This is a genomic window from uncultured Roseovarius sp. (genome assembly GCF_913057115.1).
Classification (GTDB): Bacteria; Pseudomonadota; Alphaproteobacteria; order Rhodobacterales; family Rhodobacteraceae; genus Roseovarius.
Map to the genome: position 1 here is coordinate 1 of NZ_CAJXNN010000009.1, position 18,875 is coordinate 18,875.

At 61.3% G+C, this 18,875-nt stretch carries 18 protein-coding genes; 8 read left to right on the forward strand and 10 right to left on the reverse strand.

From position 1 onward, the window contains the following. Positions 1-164: 164 nt before the first annotated feature. The 6 genes from dapF to QZ498_RS05645 all read left to right on the forward strand — a co-directional run bounded on the left by dapF (position 165) and on the right by QZ498_RS05645 (position 8,561). A complete protein-coding gene (gene dapF, locus QZ498_RS05620) occupies positions 165-1,007 on the forward strand; it encodes a diaminopimelate epimerase (RefSeq protein WP_294620840.1) in 843 nt (280 codons plus the stop codon). Continuing rightward, positions 1,004-2,266 (forward strand): tRNA (N(6)-L-threonylcarbamoyladenosine(37)-C(2))-methylthiotransferase MtaB, encoded by a 1,263-nt coding sequence (mtaB, locus tag QZ498_RS05625; protein WP_294620757.1) that lies wholly within the window; start codon positions 1,004-1,006, stop codon positions 2,264-2,266. Before dapF ends, mtaB begins: the two co-directional genes overlap by 4 nt. A gap of 155 nt (positions 2,267-2,421) precedes the next feature. Continuing rightward, positions 2,422-4,197, forward strand: coding sequence for an ABC transporter ATP-binding protein (locus QZ498_RS05630; protein WP_294620758.1), 1,776 nt, complete (start codon positions 2,422-2,424; stop codon positions 4,195-4,197). A 71-nt stretch (positions 4,198-4,268) separates the two neighbouring features. Next, positions 4,269-4,973 carry an ABC transporter ATP-binding protein gene (locus tag QZ498_RS05635; protein WP_294620759.1) on the forward strand — a complete coding sequence of 235 codons (705 nt, stop codon included), beginning with the start codon at positions 4,269-4,271 and terminating at the stop codon, positions 4,971-4,973. 9 nt (positions 4,974-4,982) lie between these two features. Then, on the forward strand, positions 4,983-7,346 hold the full coding sequence (locus QZ498_RS05640; protein WP_294620760.1) for an FtsX-like permease family protein: 2,364 nt from the start codon (positions 4,983-4,985) through the stop codon (positions 7,344-7,346). Between the two features lie 9 nt (positions 7,347-7,355). After that, on the forward strand, positions 7,356-8,561 hold the full coding sequence (locus QZ498_RS05645; protein WP_294620761.1) for an HlyD family efflux transporter periplasmic adaptor subunit: 1,206 nt from the start codon (positions 7,356-7,358) through the stop codon (positions 8,559-8,561). Positions 8,562-8,762: 201 nt separating this feature from the next. Here the strand turns inward: QZ498_RS05645 and glp are convergent, their stop codons facing one another. Genes glp through QZ498_RS05670 form a run of 5 tightly spaced genes read right to left on the reverse strand, consistent with a single transcriptional unit; the run spans position 8,763 to position 13,416 of the window. Continuing rightward, a complete protein-coding gene (gene glp, locus QZ498_RS05650; protein ID WP_294620762.1) occupies positions 8,763-10,865 on the reverse strand; it encodes a gephyrin-like molybdotransferase Glp in 2,103 nt (700 codons plus the stop codon). Continuing rightward, a complete protein-coding gene (gene mobB, locus QZ498_RS05655; protein WP_294620763.1) occupies positions 10,862-11,353 on the reverse strand; it encodes a molybdopterin-guanine dinucleotide biosynthesis protein B in 492 nt (163 codons plus the stop codon). The genes glp and mobB overlap by 4 nt, the downstream gene beginning before the upstream one ends. Then, positions 11,350-11,994 (reverse strand): molybdenum cofactor guanylyltransferase MobA, encoded by a 645-nt coding sequence (gene mobA / locus QZ498_RS05660; protein ID WP_294620764.1) that lies wholly within the window; start codon positions 11,992-11,994, stop codon positions 11,350-11,352. Before mobA ends, mobB begins: the two co-directional genes overlap by 4 nt. Further along, positions 11,991-12,530, reverse strand: coding sequence for a hypothetical protein (locus QZ498_RS05665; protein WP_294620765.1), 540 nt, complete (start codon positions 12,528-12,530; stop codon positions 11,991-11,993). The genes mobA and QZ498_RS05665 overlap by 4 nt, the downstream gene beginning before the upstream one ends. Then, entirely contained in the window at positions 12,523-13,416 is an 894-nt protein-coding gene (locus tag QZ498_RS05670) for a formate dehydrogenase accessory sulfurtransferase FdhD (protein ID WP_294620766.1), read from the reverse strand. The genes QZ498_RS05665 and QZ498_RS05670 overlap by 8 nt, the downstream gene beginning before the upstream one ends. A 55-nt stretch (positions 13,417-13,471) precedes the next feature. Between QZ498_RS05670 and QZ498_RS05675 the strand changes: the two genes are divergently transcribed. Next, positions 13,472-14,197 (forward strand): AzlC family ABC transporter permease, encoded by a 726-nt coding sequence (locus QZ498_RS05675; protein WP_294620767.1) that lies wholly within the window; start codon positions 13,472-13,474, stop codon positions 14,195-14,197. Continuing rightward, positions 14,194-14,520: an AzlD domain-containing protein gene (locus tag QZ498_RS05680; RefSeq protein ID WP_294620768.1), complete on the forward strand. Its 327-nt coding sequence runs from the start codon at positions 14,194-14,196 to the stop codon at positions 14,518-14,520. Before QZ498_RS05675 ends, QZ498_RS05680 begins: the two co-directional genes overlap by 4 nt. A 162-nt stretch (positions 14,521-14,682) precedes the next feature. Here QZ498_RS05680 and QZ498_RS05685 read toward each other — a convergent pair whose 3' ends face one another. From QZ498_RS05685 to QZ498_RS05705, 5 genes are all read right to left on the reverse strand, one after another. Next, the gene (locus tag QZ498_RS05685) at positions 14,683-15,309 is read right to left on the reverse strand and encodes a hypothetical protein (protein WP_294620769.1); all 627 of its coding nucleotides are present in this window, start codon (positions 15,307-15,309) and stop codon (positions 14,683-14,685) included. A 28-nt stretch (positions 15,310-15,337) separates the two neighbouring features. Further along, positions 15,338-15,472, reverse strand: coding sequence for an aa3-type cytochrome c oxidase subunit IV (locus QZ498_RS05690; protein ID WP_294620770.1), 135 nt, complete (start codon positions 15,470-15,472; stop codon positions 15,338-15,340). Positions 15,473-15,564: 92 nt separating this feature from the next. Continuing rightward, positions 15,565-16,017, reverse strand: coding sequence for a DUF6173 family protein (locus QZ498_RS05695; protein WP_294620771.1), 453 nt, complete (start codon positions 16,015-16,017; stop codon positions 15,565-15,567). Positions 16,018-16,023: 6 nt separating this feature from the next. Further along, positions 16,024-17,067: an MBL fold metallo-hydrolase gene (locus QZ498_RS05700; protein ID WP_294620841.1), complete on the reverse strand. Its 1,044-nt coding sequence runs from the start codon at positions 17,065-17,067 to the stop codon at positions 16,024-16,026. Next, a complete protein-coding gene (locus QZ498_RS05705; RefSeq protein ID WP_294620772.1) occupies positions 17,067-18,785 on the reverse strand; it encodes an acyl-CoA dehydrogenase in 1,719 nt (572 codons plus the stop codon). Before QZ498_RS05705 ends, QZ498_RS05700 begins: the two co-directional genes overlap by 1 nt. Positions 18,786-18,875 lie beyond the last annotated feature (90 nt).

Below are 18,875 nucleotides of genomic sequence, written 5' to 3' on the forward strand. Positions count from 1 at the left end.
GTGCAGGATTCGAACCTGCGACCCACTGATTAAAAGTCAGTTGCTCTACCAACTGAGCTAACGGCCCACTAGGCGGCCTATCTAGAAACACCCGGGCAGGGGGTCAACCCCGAAATTGCGGGAATTTCATGGGAATGCTGGATTCACTTATCCACCGGGTTTATATGCGCGGCATGAACACACGCGCAGATTCCAAATTGCCCTTCATGAAGATGCACGGGCTGGGCAACGACTTTGTCGTGCTGGATGCCCGTCTGCGCCCTGTGGAGGTCACTCCGGCGCTCGCCATCGCCCTTGCAGACAGGCATATGGGCGTTGGTTTCGACCAATTGGCCCTTATCGAAAACGGCGAAGGCAACGCGCATCTGACCTTTTATAATTCTGATGGTTCCACCTCGGCGGCTTGTGGCAACGCCACCCGTTGCATTGCGCGGCACCTGATGAATGAGACCGGCCGCGACAGCCTGTCGCTGACCACCGACCGTGGCGTGATTCTGGCCCGTGATGCCGGGGGCGGCCTGACCACCGTCAATATGGGCGCGCCGCAGCTTGAGTGGGATGCGATTCCCTTGGCCGAAGAGATGGACACGCTGGAACTGCCCATCGAAGGCAGCCCAACCGCCACCGGCATGGGCAATCCGCATTGCACCTTCTTCGTGGACGACGCCGAGGCGATCCCGCTGGAGCAATTCGGCCCGCGCTATGAACATCACCCGCTTTACCCCGAACGCACCAATGTTCAGGTGGCCAGTGTGGTCGCCCCCGACCACCTGCGCGTGCGGGTCTGGGAGCGGGGCGTGGGCGTGACGCTGGCCTCCGGGTCGTCCAGTTGCGCCACCGCCGTGGCCGCCGCGCGCCGGGGCCTGACGGGGCGGCAGGTGCGGATTGATCTGGATGGCGGCACGCTCGATATCGACTGGCGCGAGGATGGCGTCTGGATGACCGGCGGCACGAGCCATGTCTTTGACGGGGTGCTGACGCCCGAATTCCTGCGGGGGCTGGAATGACCACGCCACCCAAGTTCACCACGCTGGGCTGTCGCCTCAATGCCTATGAAACCGAAGCGATGAAAGAGCTTTCGGCGCAAGCCGGGCTATCGGGCGCGGTCGTGGTCAACACCTGCGCGGTAACGGCGGAAGCTGTACGCAAGGCCCGGCAAGAGATTCGCCGCCTGCGCCGCGAAAACCCCGAGGCGCGCCTCATCGTCACCGGCTGCGCCGCCCAGACCGAGCCTGAGACCTTCACCAAGATGGAGGAGGTCGACGCCGTCATCGGCAATACCGAGAAAATGCAGCCCGAAACATGGGGGCGGCTGGCCGCCGATTTCATCGGCGACAGCGAGAAACTTCAGGTCAACGACATCATGTCGGTGACCGAGACCGCCGGCCACCTGATCGACGGCTTTGGCACCCGGTCCCGCGCCTATGTGCAGGTGCAAAACGGCTGTGATCATCGCTGCACCTTCTGCATCATCCCCTATGGCCGGGGCAATTCGCGCAGCGTGCCCGCGGGCGTGGTGGTGGATCAGATCAAGCGGTTAGTCGACCGGGGCTATAACGAGGTGGTGCTGACCGGGGTGGACCTGACAAGCTGGGGCGCGGACCTGCCTGCACAACCCCGGCTGGGTGATCTGGTCATGCGCATCCTCAAACTGGTGCCCGACCTGCCGCGCCTGCGGATCAGTTCGATCGATTCCATCGAGGCCGACGACAACCTGATGCAAGCGATTGCAAGTGAGCCGCGCCTGATGCCGCATCTGCACCTCAGCCTGCAACATGGCGATGACCTGATCCTCAAGCGGATGAAGCGCCGCCATTTGCGCGACGACGCCATTCGTTTCTGCGAGGAGGCCCGCCGCCTGCGCCCCGAGATGACCTTCGGCGCCGATATCATCGCGGGCTTTCCCACCGAGAGCGAGGCGCATTTCGAGAACTCGCTGAAGCTGGTGGCCGACTGTGACCTCACATGGCTGCATGTCTTCCCCTATTCCAAGCGCGAAGGCACCCCTGCCGCGCGCATCCCGCAGCAGGTGAACGGCAAGCTGATCAAGGAACGCGCCGCGCGCCTGCGTGCGGCGGGTGAGGCGCAGGTCACACGGCACCTCGCAGCGCAACAGGGCCGGACCCATCACATCCTGATGGAAAACCCCCGCATGGGCCGCACCGAGCAATTCACCGAGGTGAGTTTTGATACAGACCGCCCCGAGGGCCAGATCGTCACCGCAAAGGTGAAAGGCATACGGGATGGGCAATTGGTCGCCGCCTGAGGGGGCTTTGCCCCCGTCGCCCTTCGGGCGACTCCCCCAGGATATTTTTGAACAGAAGAAGGGATGGTGTCCGACGGGATGAAAATCGCGTACTGACCTTTGCGCGCGAACCCTCTATAGGCAGGGGAAAGACCGCCCAAACCCCCAAGGCCCTTATGACCAAGTCAACCCGTCAGAAACTCTATACCGAGCAGGACCGCGACAATATCCGCTGGTTCTGGCGCAATTACCTCAAAGACAAGACGCCCAAGCTCTTTCTGATCCTTGGCATGATCCTGATCCAAGGGCTGGTCTATCAGCAGTTTCTGTCGATGACGGAAAACGGGTTGCGGGTGATCTTCGAGTCCGGGCAAGCGCGGGAACTGGCCATGGTCTGCGTCGTGGTATTCTTCCTTTTCGCGGTGCGTGGGTTGATGTCTTATCTGGTGCCGCTTGTGGCGGTTCGGGTCACTAACCAAGCGGTTTACGAAATGCGGCGCGATTTGATCGGGCATTTGATGGCGCTGGATCTGGCCTATTTCGAGCGCACCAAATCGGGTGAGATCATTCAACGGTTGGTGACCCAGACCCAACAGTTGGGCATGTTCGTGGGCATGGCCACCGCCAATGCGGTCCGCGATGCCGTGACCGTGGTCATTGTCTCGGGCTACCTCATCTGGAAAAACCCCATTCTCTTTGCCACAGCCGTTGTGGTTTTGCCCTTCATCATCTGGGTTATGAACTATGTCTCGGACCGGGTGAAAACCGCCCAAGGCGAGGCGGAAACCGCCCTTGGCGATTACATGAACGGGATCGAGGAAACGGTAAACGGCATGCGCACCGTCAAGATCGCCAGCCAAGAGCAGGTTGAGACCGACCGCCTGATGAAAGGCACCGGGGCGATCCGCGACCTGATGAACCGGGTGCAGATCACGCAGGCGCTTGTCATGCCCTCGATCGACCTGAGTTCGGCCTTTGTCTATGTGCTGGTGATCGGCGGCGGCGGTTACATGGTGCTGAGCCCCGATTTCGACGTTGATGGCGCAGGCATCATCACCTTCCTGCTGGGCATGGTCATGGTCTTCGACCCTGCCCGCCTACTGGCGCAGTTCTTCGGCACCGTACAATCCAACCTTGTCCTGCTGGATCGCATTCGAGGCCTTTACCGCGAAACCCCCTCGATCAAGGATGCCCAGCGTGCCAAAACCACATTCGACACGGGCGCCGACATCACCCTCGAAAACGTACACTTCGCCTATACCCCCGAACAGCCGCTCTTTGAGGGGCTGAACCTGACCTTCGGCGGCGGCAAGGTGTCGGCGATCGTCGGGGCCACCGGATCGGGCAAAACCACGATCCTGTCGCTCCTCTCAAGGCTCTATGACACACAAGGTGGCGAAATCCGCTTTGGCGATACCCCCATTCGCGATCTACAGGTGTCCGCCCTGCGCGGGGCCTTTTCGGTGGTGGCGCAGGATATCGTCATCTTCAACGCCTCGATCTGGGATAACATCCGCTATGTGAACCCCGAGGCCAGCGAGGATCAGATCTGGCAAGCCGCCGAGGACGCCGAAATTGCCGATCTCATCCGCAAGCGCGGCACCGCCCCCGTCGGCCCCAAGGGCGCACAGCTTTCCGGCGGTCAGAAACAGCGTATCGCCATCGCCCGCGCCTTCCTGCGCGACGCGCCGATCCTGCTGCTGGACGAGGCGACGAGCGCGCTCGATCAAGCCACCGAGGAGCGCATCAAATCCGCTCTTTCGCGGCTGACCAAGGGCAAAACGACTATCGTTGTGGCGCACCGCCTGTCGTCGATCTCTAATGCAGACCGAATTTTCGTGCTGGAGGCCGGGCAACTTGTCGAACAGGGCCAGCACGAGGCACTTTTGGCCGAAAACGGGCTTTATGCCCAACTCTACAAGGCACAAAAGAAAGGCTATGACGGGGCCTGACACCGGCCTTGACGTGGATCAATGCTGTGGCCCCCAAAAGCGCCTTTATAAGGTGTTAGAGAGTGGGCAGCATGAACACCGTTTTTCGCACGCAGGATCTGTCGAAGGTCTACGACACCGGGGACCTCAAGGTCAGGGCGCTTGATGGTGTGGATCTTGAACTTTTTTCCGGCGAACTGGCAGTCCTGCTTGGCCCCTCCGGAAGTGGAAAATCCACCCTGCTCAACATTCTGGGCGGCCTCGATCACGCGACTGCGGGCAAGGTCTGGTTCCGTGACCTCGAACTGACGTCCCTGAACGATCGCAGCCTGACCCGCTATCGACGCGACCATGTCGGCTTCGTCTTTCAGTTCTACAACCTTGTGGCCAGCCTGACAGCCCGCGAGAACGTGCAACTGGTCACTGACGTCGCGCCGAACCCGATGCCGGCGGAAGAGGCCTTGGCGCAGGTTGGGTTGGAACACCGCTTGGACCATTTTCCGGCTGAAATGTCGGGGGGCGAACAACAGCGCGTTGCAATTGCGCGGGCCATCGCCAAACGCCCCGAGGTGCTTTTGTGTGACGAGCCGACCGGCGCACTCGACAGCAAAACCGGCATTCAGGTTCTCGAGGTCCTGCGGGATGTGAACGACAGGCTGGGCACCAGCACTGCTGTCATCACCCATAATGCCGGGATCCGCAAGATGGCACACCGAGTGGTGTACTTCCTGGATGGACGGATCGACCGCGTGGAAGAAAACACCACCCGCATCGCACCCGCTGAGATAAGTTGGTGAGGCCCTGCGATGAACGCCCTTGACCGTAAGCTGCTAAGGGATTTTCAACGCCTCTGGGCGCAGGCCTTGGCCATCGCATTGGTGCTGGCATGTGGGGTTGCGATCCTGCTGACGACCTTCGGCACCTATATCTCGCTGGAAGACACCCGTAGTGCATACTACGAACGCAATCGCTTTGCCGATGTCTTCGCCGATGCCAACCGCGCACCGCTCTGGCTAATGCAGGAGGTCCGCCAAATCGACGGCGTGCTGGCCGCGGATGCGCGCATATCGAAATTCGCGGTTCTCGATGTCCCCGGACAAGAGGAAACCGTCACGGCGCGCTTGCTGTCGCTTCCGGACAACGGCAACCTTCAACTCAACCTGCCGGTCTTGCGAGAGGGTCGCCTGCCATCTCCCGGCTCAGACCACGAGGTGGCCGTCAACCAGCCCTTTGCCAAGGCCAACAACCTTCGCCCCGGCGATACGTTCCGGGCCAATCTCAATGGGTATCAACGGGTTCTGACCCTGACAGGGACCCTGCTATCACCTGAATTCATCTACACAATCGGGCCCGGCGCGCTGATGCCAGACAACGAGGCCTTCGGCATAGTGTGGATGCGCCAAACGGCCATCTCAGCGGCCTACGACATGCAGGGGGCATTCAACAACGTCACCCTGAAACTTGGCCGCAACGCCAATATCGACGACGTGATCGACCGGCTTGACGACATGCTCGCCCCCTACGGCGGTTTGGGGGCATATGGCCGGGACGTCCAATTGTCCAACAGTTTCATCGACTCCGAACTCGAACAACAACGCACCGGCGCGATAATTCTGCCGCCGATCTTTTACGCGATTTCCGCATTTCTGGTCAGCATGGTCATCGGCCGCATCATCGCCCTCGAACGCAGCGAAATAGGGCTTCTCAAGGCAATTGGCTATTCCAATACCGAAGTCTGCATTCATTACCTTCTTCTGGCAATCCTGATCGCCTTGGCTGGTACCTTGATCGGTTGGGCGGCCGGCACTTGGCTGGCGCGGGCACTGGCGCGGCTCTATGCGCAGTTTTTCGACTTTCCCTACCTGATCTACAATCTCAGCTACACCGCCTACGCCCTGTCAGGCCTGCTGGCCATCGCCAGTGCCGGCCTCGGCGCGGCGCGAAGCGCAATGCGCGCCGCGCGCCTGCCTCCCGCAGTCGCCATGGCACCCCCCGCGCCTCCCCGCTTCAAGCGCCGGTTCCTTGATCAAATCCTGACCGCTCTTCACCTGTCGCAACCGGTGATGATGATCCTGCGCAGCCTGATGCGTTGGCCGGTGCGCTCGGCGTTTACGGTGTTGGGCTTTGCCTTGGCCGCGGCAGTACTGGTGGCTTCGGGTTTTTTTACATCGGCACTGGACGAGATGATTGACACCACCTTCAACCGCTCCAACCGGCAAGATGCCATCTTGCTCTTTGATCCGGGCGTGCCCGAGACAGCCCTTGCCAGCGTGACACGCCTGCCCGGTGTGTTGCGCGCCGAAGGTCAGCAATTCCAATCCGCCGTTCTGCGCAATGGACATCTTGAAAAGGAGGCCGCGATCGAAGCACGCCGCCCCGGTGCCGATCTCGCGCGTATCATCTCGACCGATGGGCAGGCCATCGACCCACCCGGCCATGGCCTTCTGTTGTCCCGGCGTTTGGCGGCGCAACTGGCGGTGCGCCCCGGCGACGTGATCGAGGTCGAGTTTCTGGGCGGCATCAATGAAACGCACAAGGTGCCGGTTACCGGAGTCGTCACACAATACGTAGGCCTCGGCGCCTACATGGATATCGAAACCCTCAGCCGCCTCTTACGACAAGCCCCGCAAATCACCGTCGCCAATCTAAAGGTCGATCCAAAGGCTTTGCCGGAACTGCACCACGTGCTCAAAACAACCCCCAACCTCAGTGGGCTGGTGCTCTTGGACAAGATGCAACGCTCCTTCGAGGCGACGATCCGCGAAAACGTGGTCATCATGACAACGATCTACCTGACGGTTGCGGTACTGATCACCATCGGCGTGGCCTACAATGGGGCGCGCATCCAGTTATCCGAACGGGCGCGTGAATTGGCCAGCCTGCGCATCCTCGGATTTTCCCGCGGCGAGGTATCGTTCATACTGTTGGGGGAAACCATGCTTTTGGCTCTGATCGCACAACCCTTGGGCTGGCTGTTTGGCGCAGGTATCGCGGCGGCTTTGGCCGAAGGTTCAAGCAGTGACCTCTATGCGATACCGCTGGTGCTGAAGCCAGCCGGGTTCGCCACTGCAAGCCTCGTGGTCTTGGCGGCGGCGCTGATCTCGTCTTTGGCGGTCCGCCGACGACTGGACCGGCTGGACTTGGTGCAAGTGATGAAAACGCGTGAGTAAGGAGGGCACATGAAAACCAGAACTGTCATACTCACAACCTTTGGCGTGCTGACCGCCGGTATGCTTGGCATCGTCGCCTTCCGCACCGAACCCGTTCCAGTTGATATCGCCATGGCCGAACGCGGGCCAATGCAGGTGACAGTCAATGTCGAGGGCAAAACCCGGATCGCCGAAATCTACGACGTCGCCGCCCCGATCCGCGGCGTGGCGCGCCGTTCTCCGGTCCGGGTGGGGGATGCCGTCAAGGCCGGCGAAACCGTGGTCGCGACAATCAATCCGGCCGCCTCAGATCCGCTCGACCCACGTAGCAGGGTTCAGGCAGAAGCCGCCATTCGAGAGGCCGAAGCCGGGCTTCAAATGTCGCGCAGCAATCTTCGGCAAACGCAGGAAGAACTTAGCTTGGCCGAAAGCGAATACCGGCGCGCGCAACAGCTTGTCGACCGTGGGGTGGCCTCGTTGACCCGCTTGGAGAACGCGGAGCAGACCCTCGGTGTTCGGCAAGCCGCACATGAAGCCGCGCTTTCCAATCTCGAAATGGCCAAGGGTGCGCTTGATCGCGCCCGCGCCGCCTTGATCGAGCCCGGCGACGACGCGATCAACATCGAGGATTGCTGCCTCCAGATCATGGCCCCGGTAGATGGCCGCGTTCTTGAGATCGAGATGATCAGTGAGCGCCCGGTCGCAGCAGGCGCTCGTCTTCTTTCCATCGGTCAGCCCGAAGAGCTGGAGATCGTGGCTGATGTCCTTTCAAACGATGCCGTGCGGCTTGAAGTCGGCGATCAAGCCATTGTCGAACGTTGGGGCGGGCCCGGCACGCTGGAGGCAAGGCTGTCAGAGATCGAACCCTCCGCATATACCAAGGTCTCGGCCCTCGGCATTGAAGAGCAACGCGTCGATGTGGTCTTCGACCTTGTTTCGCCCAAGGAAAAGCGCCCCTCGCTGGGGCATGGCTACGCCGTCAATTTGCGCGTCGTGGAATGGGAGAATGACGACGTTCTGCAAATCCCGCTGAGCGCGCTGTTCCGGCAGGGCGAAGACTGGGCCGTCTTCGTCATCGAGGGGAACGCGGCCCGCCTTCGTCTGGTCACGATCGGTCGAACAAATAGCTTTTCCGCCGAAGTCTTGGACGGTCTCTCCGCGAACAGCGAAGTCTTGGTTCACCCAAGTGAACGCATTGAAGACGGAACTCCGGTGGTCCGGCGCAGCGCGGATTGATCGGCGCCGTCGCCAAGGTTTGTCACTGCGGCAACCACTCTAACCCAACCAGTGCCACGTTTCGTGCCAGCGTGTTTTCACAAATTTGGCCCGAGGTGAGGAAACTTATTCGTACGACTCGTACGACAGGATCGTGGTGGGTGGCGATTTTCGTACGAAACTCGGGGGACGACCGTACGACTCGTACAATCGTTTCCGCGATTACCCGAAGCTTGAGAACGGGATATATCGCACCAACGTTCCGGGGGTGATATGCGCCTCACCATCGGGCAATTCCACCAATCCCTCCGCCCAACTCAACCCACTGATCCGCCCCGATCCTTCGGACTTGAAAACCTCGACCTGTTCGTCGCGCACCCGCGCGCGCAGGTATTCGCGCCGCCCCGGCTTCTTCCGTTTTTCAAAGGCGGAAGGCAGGGTAAACCCTTGTGGTTCCTGCCATTTTGTTCCAGCCAGCACTCCCATGGCGGGGCGGGCAAAGATCAACGTACAAACCATCGCGGCGACGGGGTTCCCCGGCAAACCGAAGACCGGCGTGCCTTTCCAAAGCCCCAGGGCCAAGGGGCGCCCGGGCTTCACGGCAATCCGCCATTCAGCCATTGCCCCCGCCTCGTTCAACAGCGCCGACACATGGTCCTCATCTCCCGATGACGCGCCGCCCGAGGTCAGAATTACATCAGCCTTTTCAACTGCTTGGTCCAATGTCCCGCGCAGGGTATCCCGATCATCCGGTACCCGGCCCATGTCCACAAGGTCATATCCGAATTGCTGCACCAGCCCGCCAAGCATCGGGCGGTTTGCATCAAAAATCTGCCCAGTTTCAACGGCTTGACCCGGATCACGCAACTCATCCCCGGTCGAGATCACGGCCACCTTTAGGCGGGCGCGTACCGGCAGATTGTTCAATCCAACCGCAGCCGCCAGCGCCAAATCCGCCGCTGTCAGCACCCGACCCTTGGACAAGATCACATCGCCCGAATGCACATCCTCCCCGGCTTGGCGGGTATTGGCCCCCGGCTTGATACCGGACCTAAAAGCGATCGCATCATCACCCAAGGTCACATCTTCCTGCAGGATCACGGTATCCACGCCCTCGGGCAAAGCCGCCCCCGTCAGGACGCGCACGGCCATTCCCTTTGGAACCGTTCCCACAAACGGTGCCCCCGCCGCCGCACGACCCTCGACAAGCGGTAGGACCTGATCGCCCTCCGCCAACGCAGCATGAGCAAAGCCATAGCCGTCGACGGCGGTATTGGTCTCGGGCGGGTTGGCGCGGATGGCGGTGACATCTTCGGCCAACACCCGGCCCAGCGCGTCAGTCAGGGGAAGGGTGGTTTGCCTGACAACCGGGTGCAACCGGGCACGCAGCATGTCCAACGCCTCATCCACAGGCGTCCAATCCACCCCGGCGGGCAGGGCAAAGCAATCATCGCGCAGGGGCGGGGGGCGCAGGCCCTCGGCCGCGTGGGTCAACTTATCCTCAAACCCCTGTCCCATGATCCAACCTTCTTCGGGTGCGTCGATGTTCAACATGGCGCGCATGTCGTCCATGGGCAAGCGATGAAGCGCGCGCGCCAGTAGCCGCACTTGATGGGCATCGCGTATCCCGCCTCCCGCTTCGGCCCGCTTGACCGCCGGGTCAATCAATCCCGGCCAAATCTCGACCAATCCCACCGGGGCCACCATCGGCTCAAACGGCCAAACCGCCACCTTGCCGGGAAACCGCCGCCTGAGGCGTTCCAGCACTGGCAGACCCATCAAAACCTGACTGCCCACAGCCCCCGCACCCGCCAATTGCCAACAGGTGAAACTGCCCTTGGCGCGGGCCTCTACCGCGCGCCTGTCGGGAAAGGGGTTGTGATATTCCGCCTTGGTACGCGGCAGACCCGCCACGTCATGCTTGGGGCGCGCATTGCCCCAAAAGGGGCCGGTCCCGCCAAACATGCGGTTGACCTCACCGGCCACGTCAAAGCGGTTGTTGGCCTTTGGGCTGTCACTGATCCGCGTCTCCAGCCATTCCCAGATCGCGAAGGGGCAGGCCTGCCCGGTCAACGCCTCGGCAAAGCCCGACGGATAGCCAAAGGGAAAATCAAACCCCAGCATAAGCCGCCGCCCGGCGCTCAGCTCCACTTCGATCAACTCGGTCAAAGCCGCCTCGGCCTCAAGCCGATTGCGCAGGTAACGCGGCGTTTCCTCAACCCCAGCCCGCACCAATCCCAGCCAAATCGCATCGCGTTTCGGGCGCGGCCCGCTGTCGTTCCCGCCCGACCAATCGACAATCGCGAAACTGTCGTAGAATGTCACAAACCCACCTGTTCAAGGATGAAATCGGCAATCGCCTTGGTATCATCCAAATCGAACACCGGCCGGTCCAGGTCCAGGTCCGTGTCACTGGCCACGGCGCGCACGGTGTCATCCTCGGGGGCAATCAAGGGGTTGCCGGTGACGCTTCGGTGCGCCTCGATCTTGGGGTGGCGGTCGCGCTTGTAGCCTTCCACCAAGACCAGATCGACGGGTGCCAGCTTGGCCAGAAGCGCCTCCAGCGCCGGCTCGTCCTCGTCGCGCAATTCATGCATCAGGGCAAAGCGATTTCGCGACGCCAAAAGCACTTCGGTCGCGCCCGCCTGCCGGTGGCGATAGCTGTCCTTGCCCTCGTGATCCACGTCAAAGCTGTGGTGGGCGTGTTTGACGGTTGAGACGGTGAAACCGCGCGCGGTGATCTCGGAGACCAAACGCTCCATCAGCCCGGTTTTCCCGGCGTTTTTCCAGCCGACGACGCCAAAAACCCTCATGCCTTGCCCTCCAGCATACCCTTGGCCTGTTCCAGATCCTCGGGTGTGTTGACGTTGAAAAACGGGTCGTTGCCGCCCTCGAACACCGCTTCGCGCCCATCGTGTTTTTCGGTCCAGATCACCACCTTGCGCAGCCCGTCGTTCAGGGCCGCGCGCAGGTCATCGCGCAGGGCCACGGGCCAAAGGCCAAAGGTGGGGTGGCGGATCAGGCCGCTGCTACTCATGGATTTGGTTGTCTCGCCCTCACCGCGCCGGGTGGCGGCCAAAACCAAGGGATGCGTCATGCCCCGCGCCCGGCCTTGCAGCACAGCCACCAGATCGGCGGGGAAAAACGGCGTGTCGGCGGCCACGGTGACGATGCTTTCCGCGCCCTCATCGGCGGCCCAATCCAACCCCGCCAAAACACCCACCAAGGGGCCGGGGAATCCTTCGATAGAGTCGGGCAGCACCGGCAGGCCGAAGCGGTCAAACCGCGCAGGCTCACCATTGGCATTCAGCGCCAAACCAGCCACCTGCGGGCGTAACCGGGCAATCACATGGTCAAGGATGGTTTGATCCCCAAGCGGCAAAAGCCCCTTGTCGCCGCCACCCATCCGGGTCGCCTTGCCTCCGGCAAGGATCACGCCAAGCGGGCCGGTCACGACCTGCCCCCCCAGCTTTCCACCGCCGCGCGCAGATCGGCCCGTGTCACCCCTTCGGACAGCGCGCTATCTGGCACATGGATCACATGCTTCGGGCCCATCCAGACATAAAGCCCCGCGCGCCCCTCGGACACCCCGGTGAAAAGCGGCCAGCCCAGCCAGATGGTCCAGTCCCGGTGGCGGCGGGCAATGCCCTCGGCAGTCACCGTTACTTCATCCGGCTCACCATGTGGCACCATCGCGAAAACGGCCGTGTTTTTAAGGCGCTCCACCTCGCGGTTGATCAGCCGGTTACCCAGCAGAAACCAATAGGCGAAACCAACCCCGATCAGGACCATGACCGATCCGCTTGCCCCGGCGAGGATCGCCCCGAACCAGACCAGAAGGAACGGCACGACCACAAGCGCAACCAGCCGCAGCCGGTCCTTTGGGGCTCCGGCCAATTTGCGGCGCAGCGCGGGCGGGATGGGCAGGCTTGCCCGTTCCGTCTTGGGGATGTCAGACAGGCGGTGCGTGAACGCCACTCGGTCAATCATTCCTGCCACCCTTGCGCCGGTGCTTACGCTCTTCTTCGGGCACCGCGCCGGGATCAGCATCGCGCAAAAGCCTCTCTTCACCGCTCAAGCAGACAAACCGTTGCCCGCGCATTCGCCCGATGCAGGTCAGGCCCACTTGCCGGGCAATCTCGACCCCCCAAGCGGTAAAGCCCGAGCGCGAGGCCAGAACCGGAATCCCCATCAGCGCCGTCTTGATCACCATCTCCGAGGTCAGCCGCCCGGTGGTATAAAGCACCTTGTCGCCCGCGCCGACGCCTTCGGACAGCATCCACCCGGCGATCTTGTCCACGGCGTTGTGGCGGCCCACGTCTTCCATATAAACCAAGGGGCGCGCGCCTTGGCACAGGACAGTGCCGTGAATGGCCCCGGCCTCAAGATACAAGGACGGCGTGCGGTTGATCTTGGATGCCAAGGCATAAAGGTCCGAGGTTTTCACCTGCACTTCCGGCAGGCTGACGGCCTCCAGCCCCTCCATCATGTCGCCAAAGACCGTCCCCACGGCACAGCCGCTCGTGCGGGTCTTTTTCTTGAGCTTTTCTTCATAAGTGGTCTGCCCATCGGTGCGCACCACAACGGTTTCCAGATCATCGTCGTATTCCACCCGCTGCACGACCTCGCCATCGCGCAACATGCCTTGATTGCGCAAAAAACCAAGCGCCAAATATTCGGGGTAATCCCCGATGGTCATGGCGGTAACGATCTCCTGACCATTCAGGAAAATGGTCAAAGGCCGCTCCTCGACCACCGAGATTTCCATGGGCTTTCCCTCATGGTCGACGCCTTCCACCTTACGGGTCAGGCGCGCGGCTTTCGGGTCGGGCGCGATGAAATAGTCGGACAGATCGTCGTGGGTGGCCAATTGCATCTCCCTGCGCTTAGGTCTAGGCCCTTGATAGACACCGCTAATCTAGGACGAAGGCGTGGCGACGGAAACCACCAAATCCATCTTCTGGCAAGGGGTGCGCGATGGCGCGCCCTTTATCCTTGTGATCATCCCGTTTTCCACCCTCTTTGGCGTGGTGGCGACCGAAGCAGGGCTAAGCGTTTTCGAAACCCTCACCATGTCGGTCTTGGTCATCGCGGGGGCCGCGCAATTCACCGCGATTGAGCTGTTGCGCAACGACGCACCAACGGTGATCGCGCTTGTCTCGGCTTTGGCGGTGAACCTGCGGATGGCGATGTATTCGGCTTCGCTGACCCCGTATCTGGGCAAGGCGACACTGGGCCAGAGGGCTTGGGCGGCCTATTTCCTAGTTGATCAAACCTTTGCCTGTTCGGTGCTGAAGTTCGATCAAAATCCCGATTGGACCATAGGCCAGAGGCTGACCTATTTCTTTGCCGTGGCGGTGCCGATTTGCCCGCTGTGGTATCTGTTCACGGTCATAGGTGCGCTGATCGGAAGTTCGATTCCCGACAGTTTCGCCTTGGACTTCGCGATTCCCATCACCTTTCTGGCTCTGATCGCGCCGATGTTGCGGACGCGAGCGCATTTGGCGGCAGCCTTCGTGTCGGTGGTTACCGCGCTTTTGCTCAACGGGTTGGTCTATAACCTTGGCCTTCTGATCGCGGGACTTGCGGGCATGATGGCCGGTGCACAGGTCGAGTTGATCGACAGCCGCCGCGCGGACCGGGAGGGCAACGCATGATTGATCCCGTTGCCCTCTGGACCGTCATCATCCTGCTGGGAGCAGGTAGTTTTGCCTTACGCTTTGTTTTTCTGGGGCTGATCGGTGACAAGCCGCTGCCGCCATGGGTCTTGCGCCACTTGCGCTATACAGCAGTGGCCGTGCTGCCGGGGTTGGTTGCGCCCTTGGTCATCTGGCCCGAGGCCACGGGCGGCGCACTCGACGCGCCGCGTATGGCGGCCGCCGTGGTGACCCTTGGCACGGGGTTACTGACACGCAATGTCGTTTTGTCGATCTGTCTGGGGGCCGCCACGCTTTATGGTGGCTTGTACCTGCTTGGGTGAGGGACAAAAGCCCGCGCAGTGCAAAGCCCGTTCGAACGGGCTTGGGTAACGCGGTTTCGAAACCGCGTCTCAAAGCGCCTTCGAAGGCGCTTGCTTCAAGCCGTTTCGAAACGGCTTGCTGGTCCGGGATTGATCGGGTGCACAGGACTGTCCGACAGGCCCCTAGTTCGCCGCTCGGGCCACGCGCTCGCGCTCCGGGTCCCAGTCATCCAGAACCTTGCTGTTGTCGTCACTGTCATACTCGCGCAGCACCCGTTCGGTGGTGCCGGGCAGTTGGGCGAATTGCTCTGACAGTTTGCGGGGCGACCAGGTTTTGTTGACTTGACCGGGGAAGATACCTGCAAGAATATCCGAGGTGCTGTTGGCGCACATAGCCTGCGGGACAGGGCCATAGCCCATGACCGCTTGCTCTGCAACGCGCGCAACTTCAGGCGATACATCCAGCTTTTGCACCTTCACGCGGAAGGTTTCGCGCGCGTGGTAGCGGGTATAGACATCCTCAACCTGCGGCGTGATACCAAACAAGACATCGTTGCGTTCGGGCAGGACATTGGATTTGTTGAATGAGCCGGCCGGGTCGAAAATTACCCGCTGCGATCCATTGACCATCAGAGCGGTATGCGCCCCGGCACCAGAATTGTTGTTCAGCATGGTGTAAAGCGTCAGGCGCGGTGGGCCGTCATGCCGATAGGCCACGCGCGACACTTCTTCATCCGGTGCCCAGACCCGTTCAGCCGCGCAACCACTTACCATCATCGCGGCACAGGCCGCAAATACCAACGCGCGCATTAAATGTCCCTCGAAGTGAATGTATCGCTCAGGCGTTGACCAAGGCGATGAAGATCAGGGTCAGGATGATCGCAACTGACGACCAAGTGACAGCCTTCATGAAGCCGTCAAAGGTCTTTTTCTGAACTTCGATGTCCATTTCGCCATGTTTATGGTCAGCCATTTTTCGCGGTCCCTTTTCAAGGTCAATTTCGTTTCTCGGCGCTTGGATACTGTATTTCAAAACGCCTGTCACGACCCAAGCTGCCGCAGGGGTCAGGCCTTTTCCAAATCCTGAGCAAGGCGGAAGCCGATCCGCCGCGGGGCTTCAGCCTCGATTTGCTTGGGCAGGGCGCGCAAAAGCACGTTCAATTGGCTGACATGCTGTACCAGCTGGGTTTTCGCGCCAGTTGGGTCGCTGCCATAAAAAGTCACGATATCGGGCTCGAAATAACCCATTCCCTCAATCCGCAGGACACCGGCATCGCCGCCGGTAAAGCCCATGGCGACCTCGTGCTCGTTATCCAGCTGCTCTTCAAAGTTCTTGATATAGAGAATCAGCCGCTCATAGGCCCATTCGGCGGGGCTTTTCTGGTCCACCGGTTTGCGGCGCAACCCCTCGGGCACCTCTTCGCCGTTGCCGACTTCGGGGTCGGCATGCACTTCGTGGCGGCGCGGCATGGCATCGCCTTCATGCGCCTCGGCGGAAGTCTTGATTTCGTCGTCCATGCGGCCTCATCCCTTTTTCTGCCACAGCCACGCGCCATCGGCGCGGCGGCTGCGTGTCACCTCACCAGCGTGATGCAGATGATTGAGATGCGCAACCGACTCCACGAGGGCCAGCCCATAGGTGCCGCGATCAATTTTGCGTTTGAACAGCGGCGCGAAACACTCCGCGGCGACCCTCGGTTCATCCAGATGGGCCAGCAACCGGCGCAACGCGCCATGGTGGTTGTCGATCAATTGCCGCATTCGCACGGGCAAGCCGGTGAAGGGCAGTTTATGCCCGGACAAGACCAGCTGATCGTCGCGCGCCAAGGCCGCCAACCGCTTGCAGGCCTCCATCCAATCACTCAAGGGGTCGGCCTCGGGCTCGGTGGGATAGACACCGATATTGGGACTGATCGAGGCGATGATCTGATCGCCCGCCAGCACCAGATTATCATCACGGCTCCACAGCGTGACATGCTCGGGCGCGTGGCCATTGCCCATATGCACATCCCATTGGCGGCCACCGGCACGGAGCACATCGCCTTGCCTTAGGCGGGTGTAGCCCACGGGTAGCGGATAACAGACATCCGAAAAATTATAGGGCCGGTCGCTTTTGCGCGCCTCATACACCTCCGCGTCCATGCCAGCACTTCGCCAATAGGCCAGTGCCTGTTCGGTGGGGCGCTCTTCTTCGTCCAAGATCAACATCCGCGCCATCAGCCACGCGGTGCGACTGGTCATCAACTCGGCCCCGAAACGGTCCATCAACCAACCCGCCATACCCACGTGATCAGGATGGTGATGGGTCAGGATTACCCGGCCCACGGGCTTGCCCTGCAACGGCCCCTCCAAGACATTTTCCCACAGTTTGACCGAGCGTTTCGAGTGAATACCGGTATCCACGATGGTCCAGCTTTCGCCGTCATCCAGCGCATAGATATTCACATGGTCCAAGGCCATCGGCAGCGGCAGGCGGATCCACAGGACACCGGGGGCCACCTCAATGGCCTCGCCATGCGCGGGCGGTTCGTCCCAAGGGTAGCGAAGGGTGCCACCCGCCCCGTCCATCATGCCGCGAAATCCTCGGGTGTCATGGAATAAAGCCCCTCGGCCCCGGCCGTGGCATGGGCGCAAAGCCCCGCGTGTTCGGGCAGTAAGCGCTCGATATAAAAGCGCGCCAATGCACTGCGCCGCCCATTGCCACCCTCGGCAATCGCCGCGGCCAGATGGTAATGTCCACCCAAGACACGGGCAAAGGCCCGAAGGAATGGTACCGAGCCTGCAAAGCGTTCGTTGAGATCGCTTTGCCCCGCCATCCAATCCACCACTTCGCGCAGGGTCTCACTGGCTTGCCAAACAGGCTCGGCCAGATCGGGTAGGGTGCCGCGCGCGCCTTCCGCCTGCGCTTCGATCTCGTCCAGCAGGGCGTTCATCGCCTCGCCCCCATCCGAGAGCTTGCGCGCCACAAGGTCCATCGCCTGAATCCCGTTGGTGCCTTCGTAAATCGTGGCAACCCGCACATCGCGCGCATATTGCGCGGCCCCGGCTTCCTCAATGAAGCCCATGCCACCATGCACCTGCACCCCGGTATTGGCCACCTCGACGCCGACATCGGTGCCAAAGGCCTTGGCAATCGGCGTCAGCAATGCGGCACGGGCCGACCAATCCTTGGCCCCGGTGGCGGTTTCCATGTCGATCGCAACCGCACAAGCCAAACCAATCGACCGGGCGGCAAAAACATCGGCCTTCATGCCCAAGAGCATGCGGCGCACATCGGCATGGTCCAGAATGCTGCCAGTCCCGCCTTCAATCGGCGAACGGCCCTGCGTGCGGTCCTGCGCATAGGCCAGCGCGTGCTGATAGGCCCCTTCGGCCACGCCGATGCCTTGCCCCCCCACGCCAAGCCGCGCATTGTTCATCATGGTGAACATGGCACGCATCCCGTCGTTTTCCTCGCCAACAAGCCAGCCCTTTGCGCCCTCATAGCTCATCACGCAGGTAGGAGAGGCATGCAGGCCCATCTTGTGCTCAAGGCTCACGACCTTGAGAACGTTGCGCTCACCCGGTGTGCCATCGGCATTGGGAATATGCTTTGGCACCATAAACAGGCTGATGCCCTTCGTTCCCTTCGGTGCATCCGGCAAGCGGGCGAGCACGAGGTGGCAGACATTCTCGGTGAAGTCATTGTCCCCCCAGCTGATGTAGATTTTTTGCCCGGTGATGGCATATGTGCCATCGCCATTCGGCTCGGCCTTGGTGCGCAGCGCGCCAACGTCACTACCAGCCTGCGCTTCGGTCAGGTTCATGGTGCCGCACCATTCGCCGCTGATCAGTTTCGGCAGGTACAGCGCCTTGATCTCGTCGCTGGCGTGATGCTCCAGCGCTTCGATCTGGCCTTGGGTCATAAGCGGGCTGAGCTGGATCGACAGGCAGGCGGCACTGATCATTTCATTCACCGCCGTGGCCAAGGTCATCGGCAGGCCCATGCCGCCATACTCCGGATCGGCACTGATCGACACCCAACCGCCCTCGGCAATCGCGCGATAACCCTCGTCGAATCCGGGGCTTGTGCGCACCACGCCATTCTCCAGATGCGCGGGGTTCAGATCACCCACCCGTTGCAAGGGCGAAAGCACCTCTTCGCACATCCGGCCCGCCTCGGTGACGATGGCCGCGGCCACGTCGCCGCTGGCCTCGGCAAAGCGGTCGGTCTTTGTCACCTGCTCAAAGCCAACCACATGATCGAAGATGAACTGGTACTCCTCCACCGGTGCGCGATACGGCATTGATCTCTCCTAATCTCATGGGCATGGGCACCTTGGCATCGCGGCCCGCGCCCTGTAATCCTGTTGCTTGCCTGTTACCCTAGGGAAATG

Bases quoted from the DNA above. Each gene is read 5' to 3' on its own strand.
- QZ498_RS05700 (WP_294620841.1), bottom strand. From the start codon at position 17,067: ATGGACGGGGCGGGTGGCACCCTTCGCTACCCTTGGGACGAACCGCCC.
- QZ498_RS05635 (WP_294620759.1), top strand. From the start codon at position 4,269: ATGAACACCGTTTTTCGCACGCAGGATCTGTCGAAGGTCTACGACACC.
- mtaB (WP_294620757.1), top strand. From the start codon at position 1,004: ATGACCACGCCACCCAAGTTCACCACGCTGGGCTGTCGCCTCAATGCC.
- mobB (WP_294620763.1), bottom strand. From the start codon at position 11,353: ATGAGGGTTTTTGGCGTCGTCGGCTGGAAAAACGCCGGGAAAACCGGG.
- QZ498_RS05685 (WP_294620769.1), bottom strand. From the start codon at position 15,309: ATGCGCGCGTTGGTATTTGCGGCCTGTGCCGCGATGATGGTAAGTGGT.
- QZ498_RS05645 (WP_294620761.1), top strand. From the start codon at position 7,356: ATGAAAACCAGAACTGTCATACTCACAACCTTTGGCGTGCTGACCGCC.
- QZ498_RS05705 (WP_294620772.1), bottom strand. From the start codon at position 18,785: ATGCCGTATCGCGCACCGGTGGAGGAGTACCAGTTCATCTTCGATCAT.
- QZ498_RS05630 (WP_294620758.1), top strand. From the start codon at position 2,422: ATGACCAAGTCAACCCGTCAGAAACTCTATACCGAGCAGGACCGCGAC.
- QZ498_RS05680 (WP_294620768.1), top strand. From the start codon at position 14,194: ATGATTGATCCCGTTGCCCTCTGGACCGTCATCATCCTGCTGGGAGCA.
- QZ498_RS05695 (WP_294620771.1), bottom strand. From the start codon at position 16,017: ATGGACGACGAAATCAAGACTTCCGCCGAGGCGCATGAAGGCGATGCC.
- QZ498_RS05640 (WP_294620760.1), top strand. From the start codon at position 4,983: ATGAACGCCCTTGACCGTAAGCTGCTAAGGGATTTTCAACGCCTCTGG.
- QZ498_RS05665 (WP_294620765.1), bottom strand. From the start codon at position 12,530: ATGATTGACCGAGTGGCGTTCACGCACCGCCTGTCTGACATCCCCAAG.
- dapF (WP_294620840.1), top strand. From the start codon at position 165: ATGCGCGGCATGAACACACGCGCAGATTCCAAATTGCCCTTCATGAAG.
- QZ498_RS05690 (WP_294620770.1), bottom strand. From the start codon at position 15,472: ATGGCTGACCATAAACATGGCGAAATGGACATCGAAGTTCAGAAAAAG.
- QZ498_RS05670 (WP_294620766.1), bottom strand. From the start codon at position 13,416: ATGCAATTGGCCACCCACGACGATCTGTCCGACTATTTCATCGCGCCC.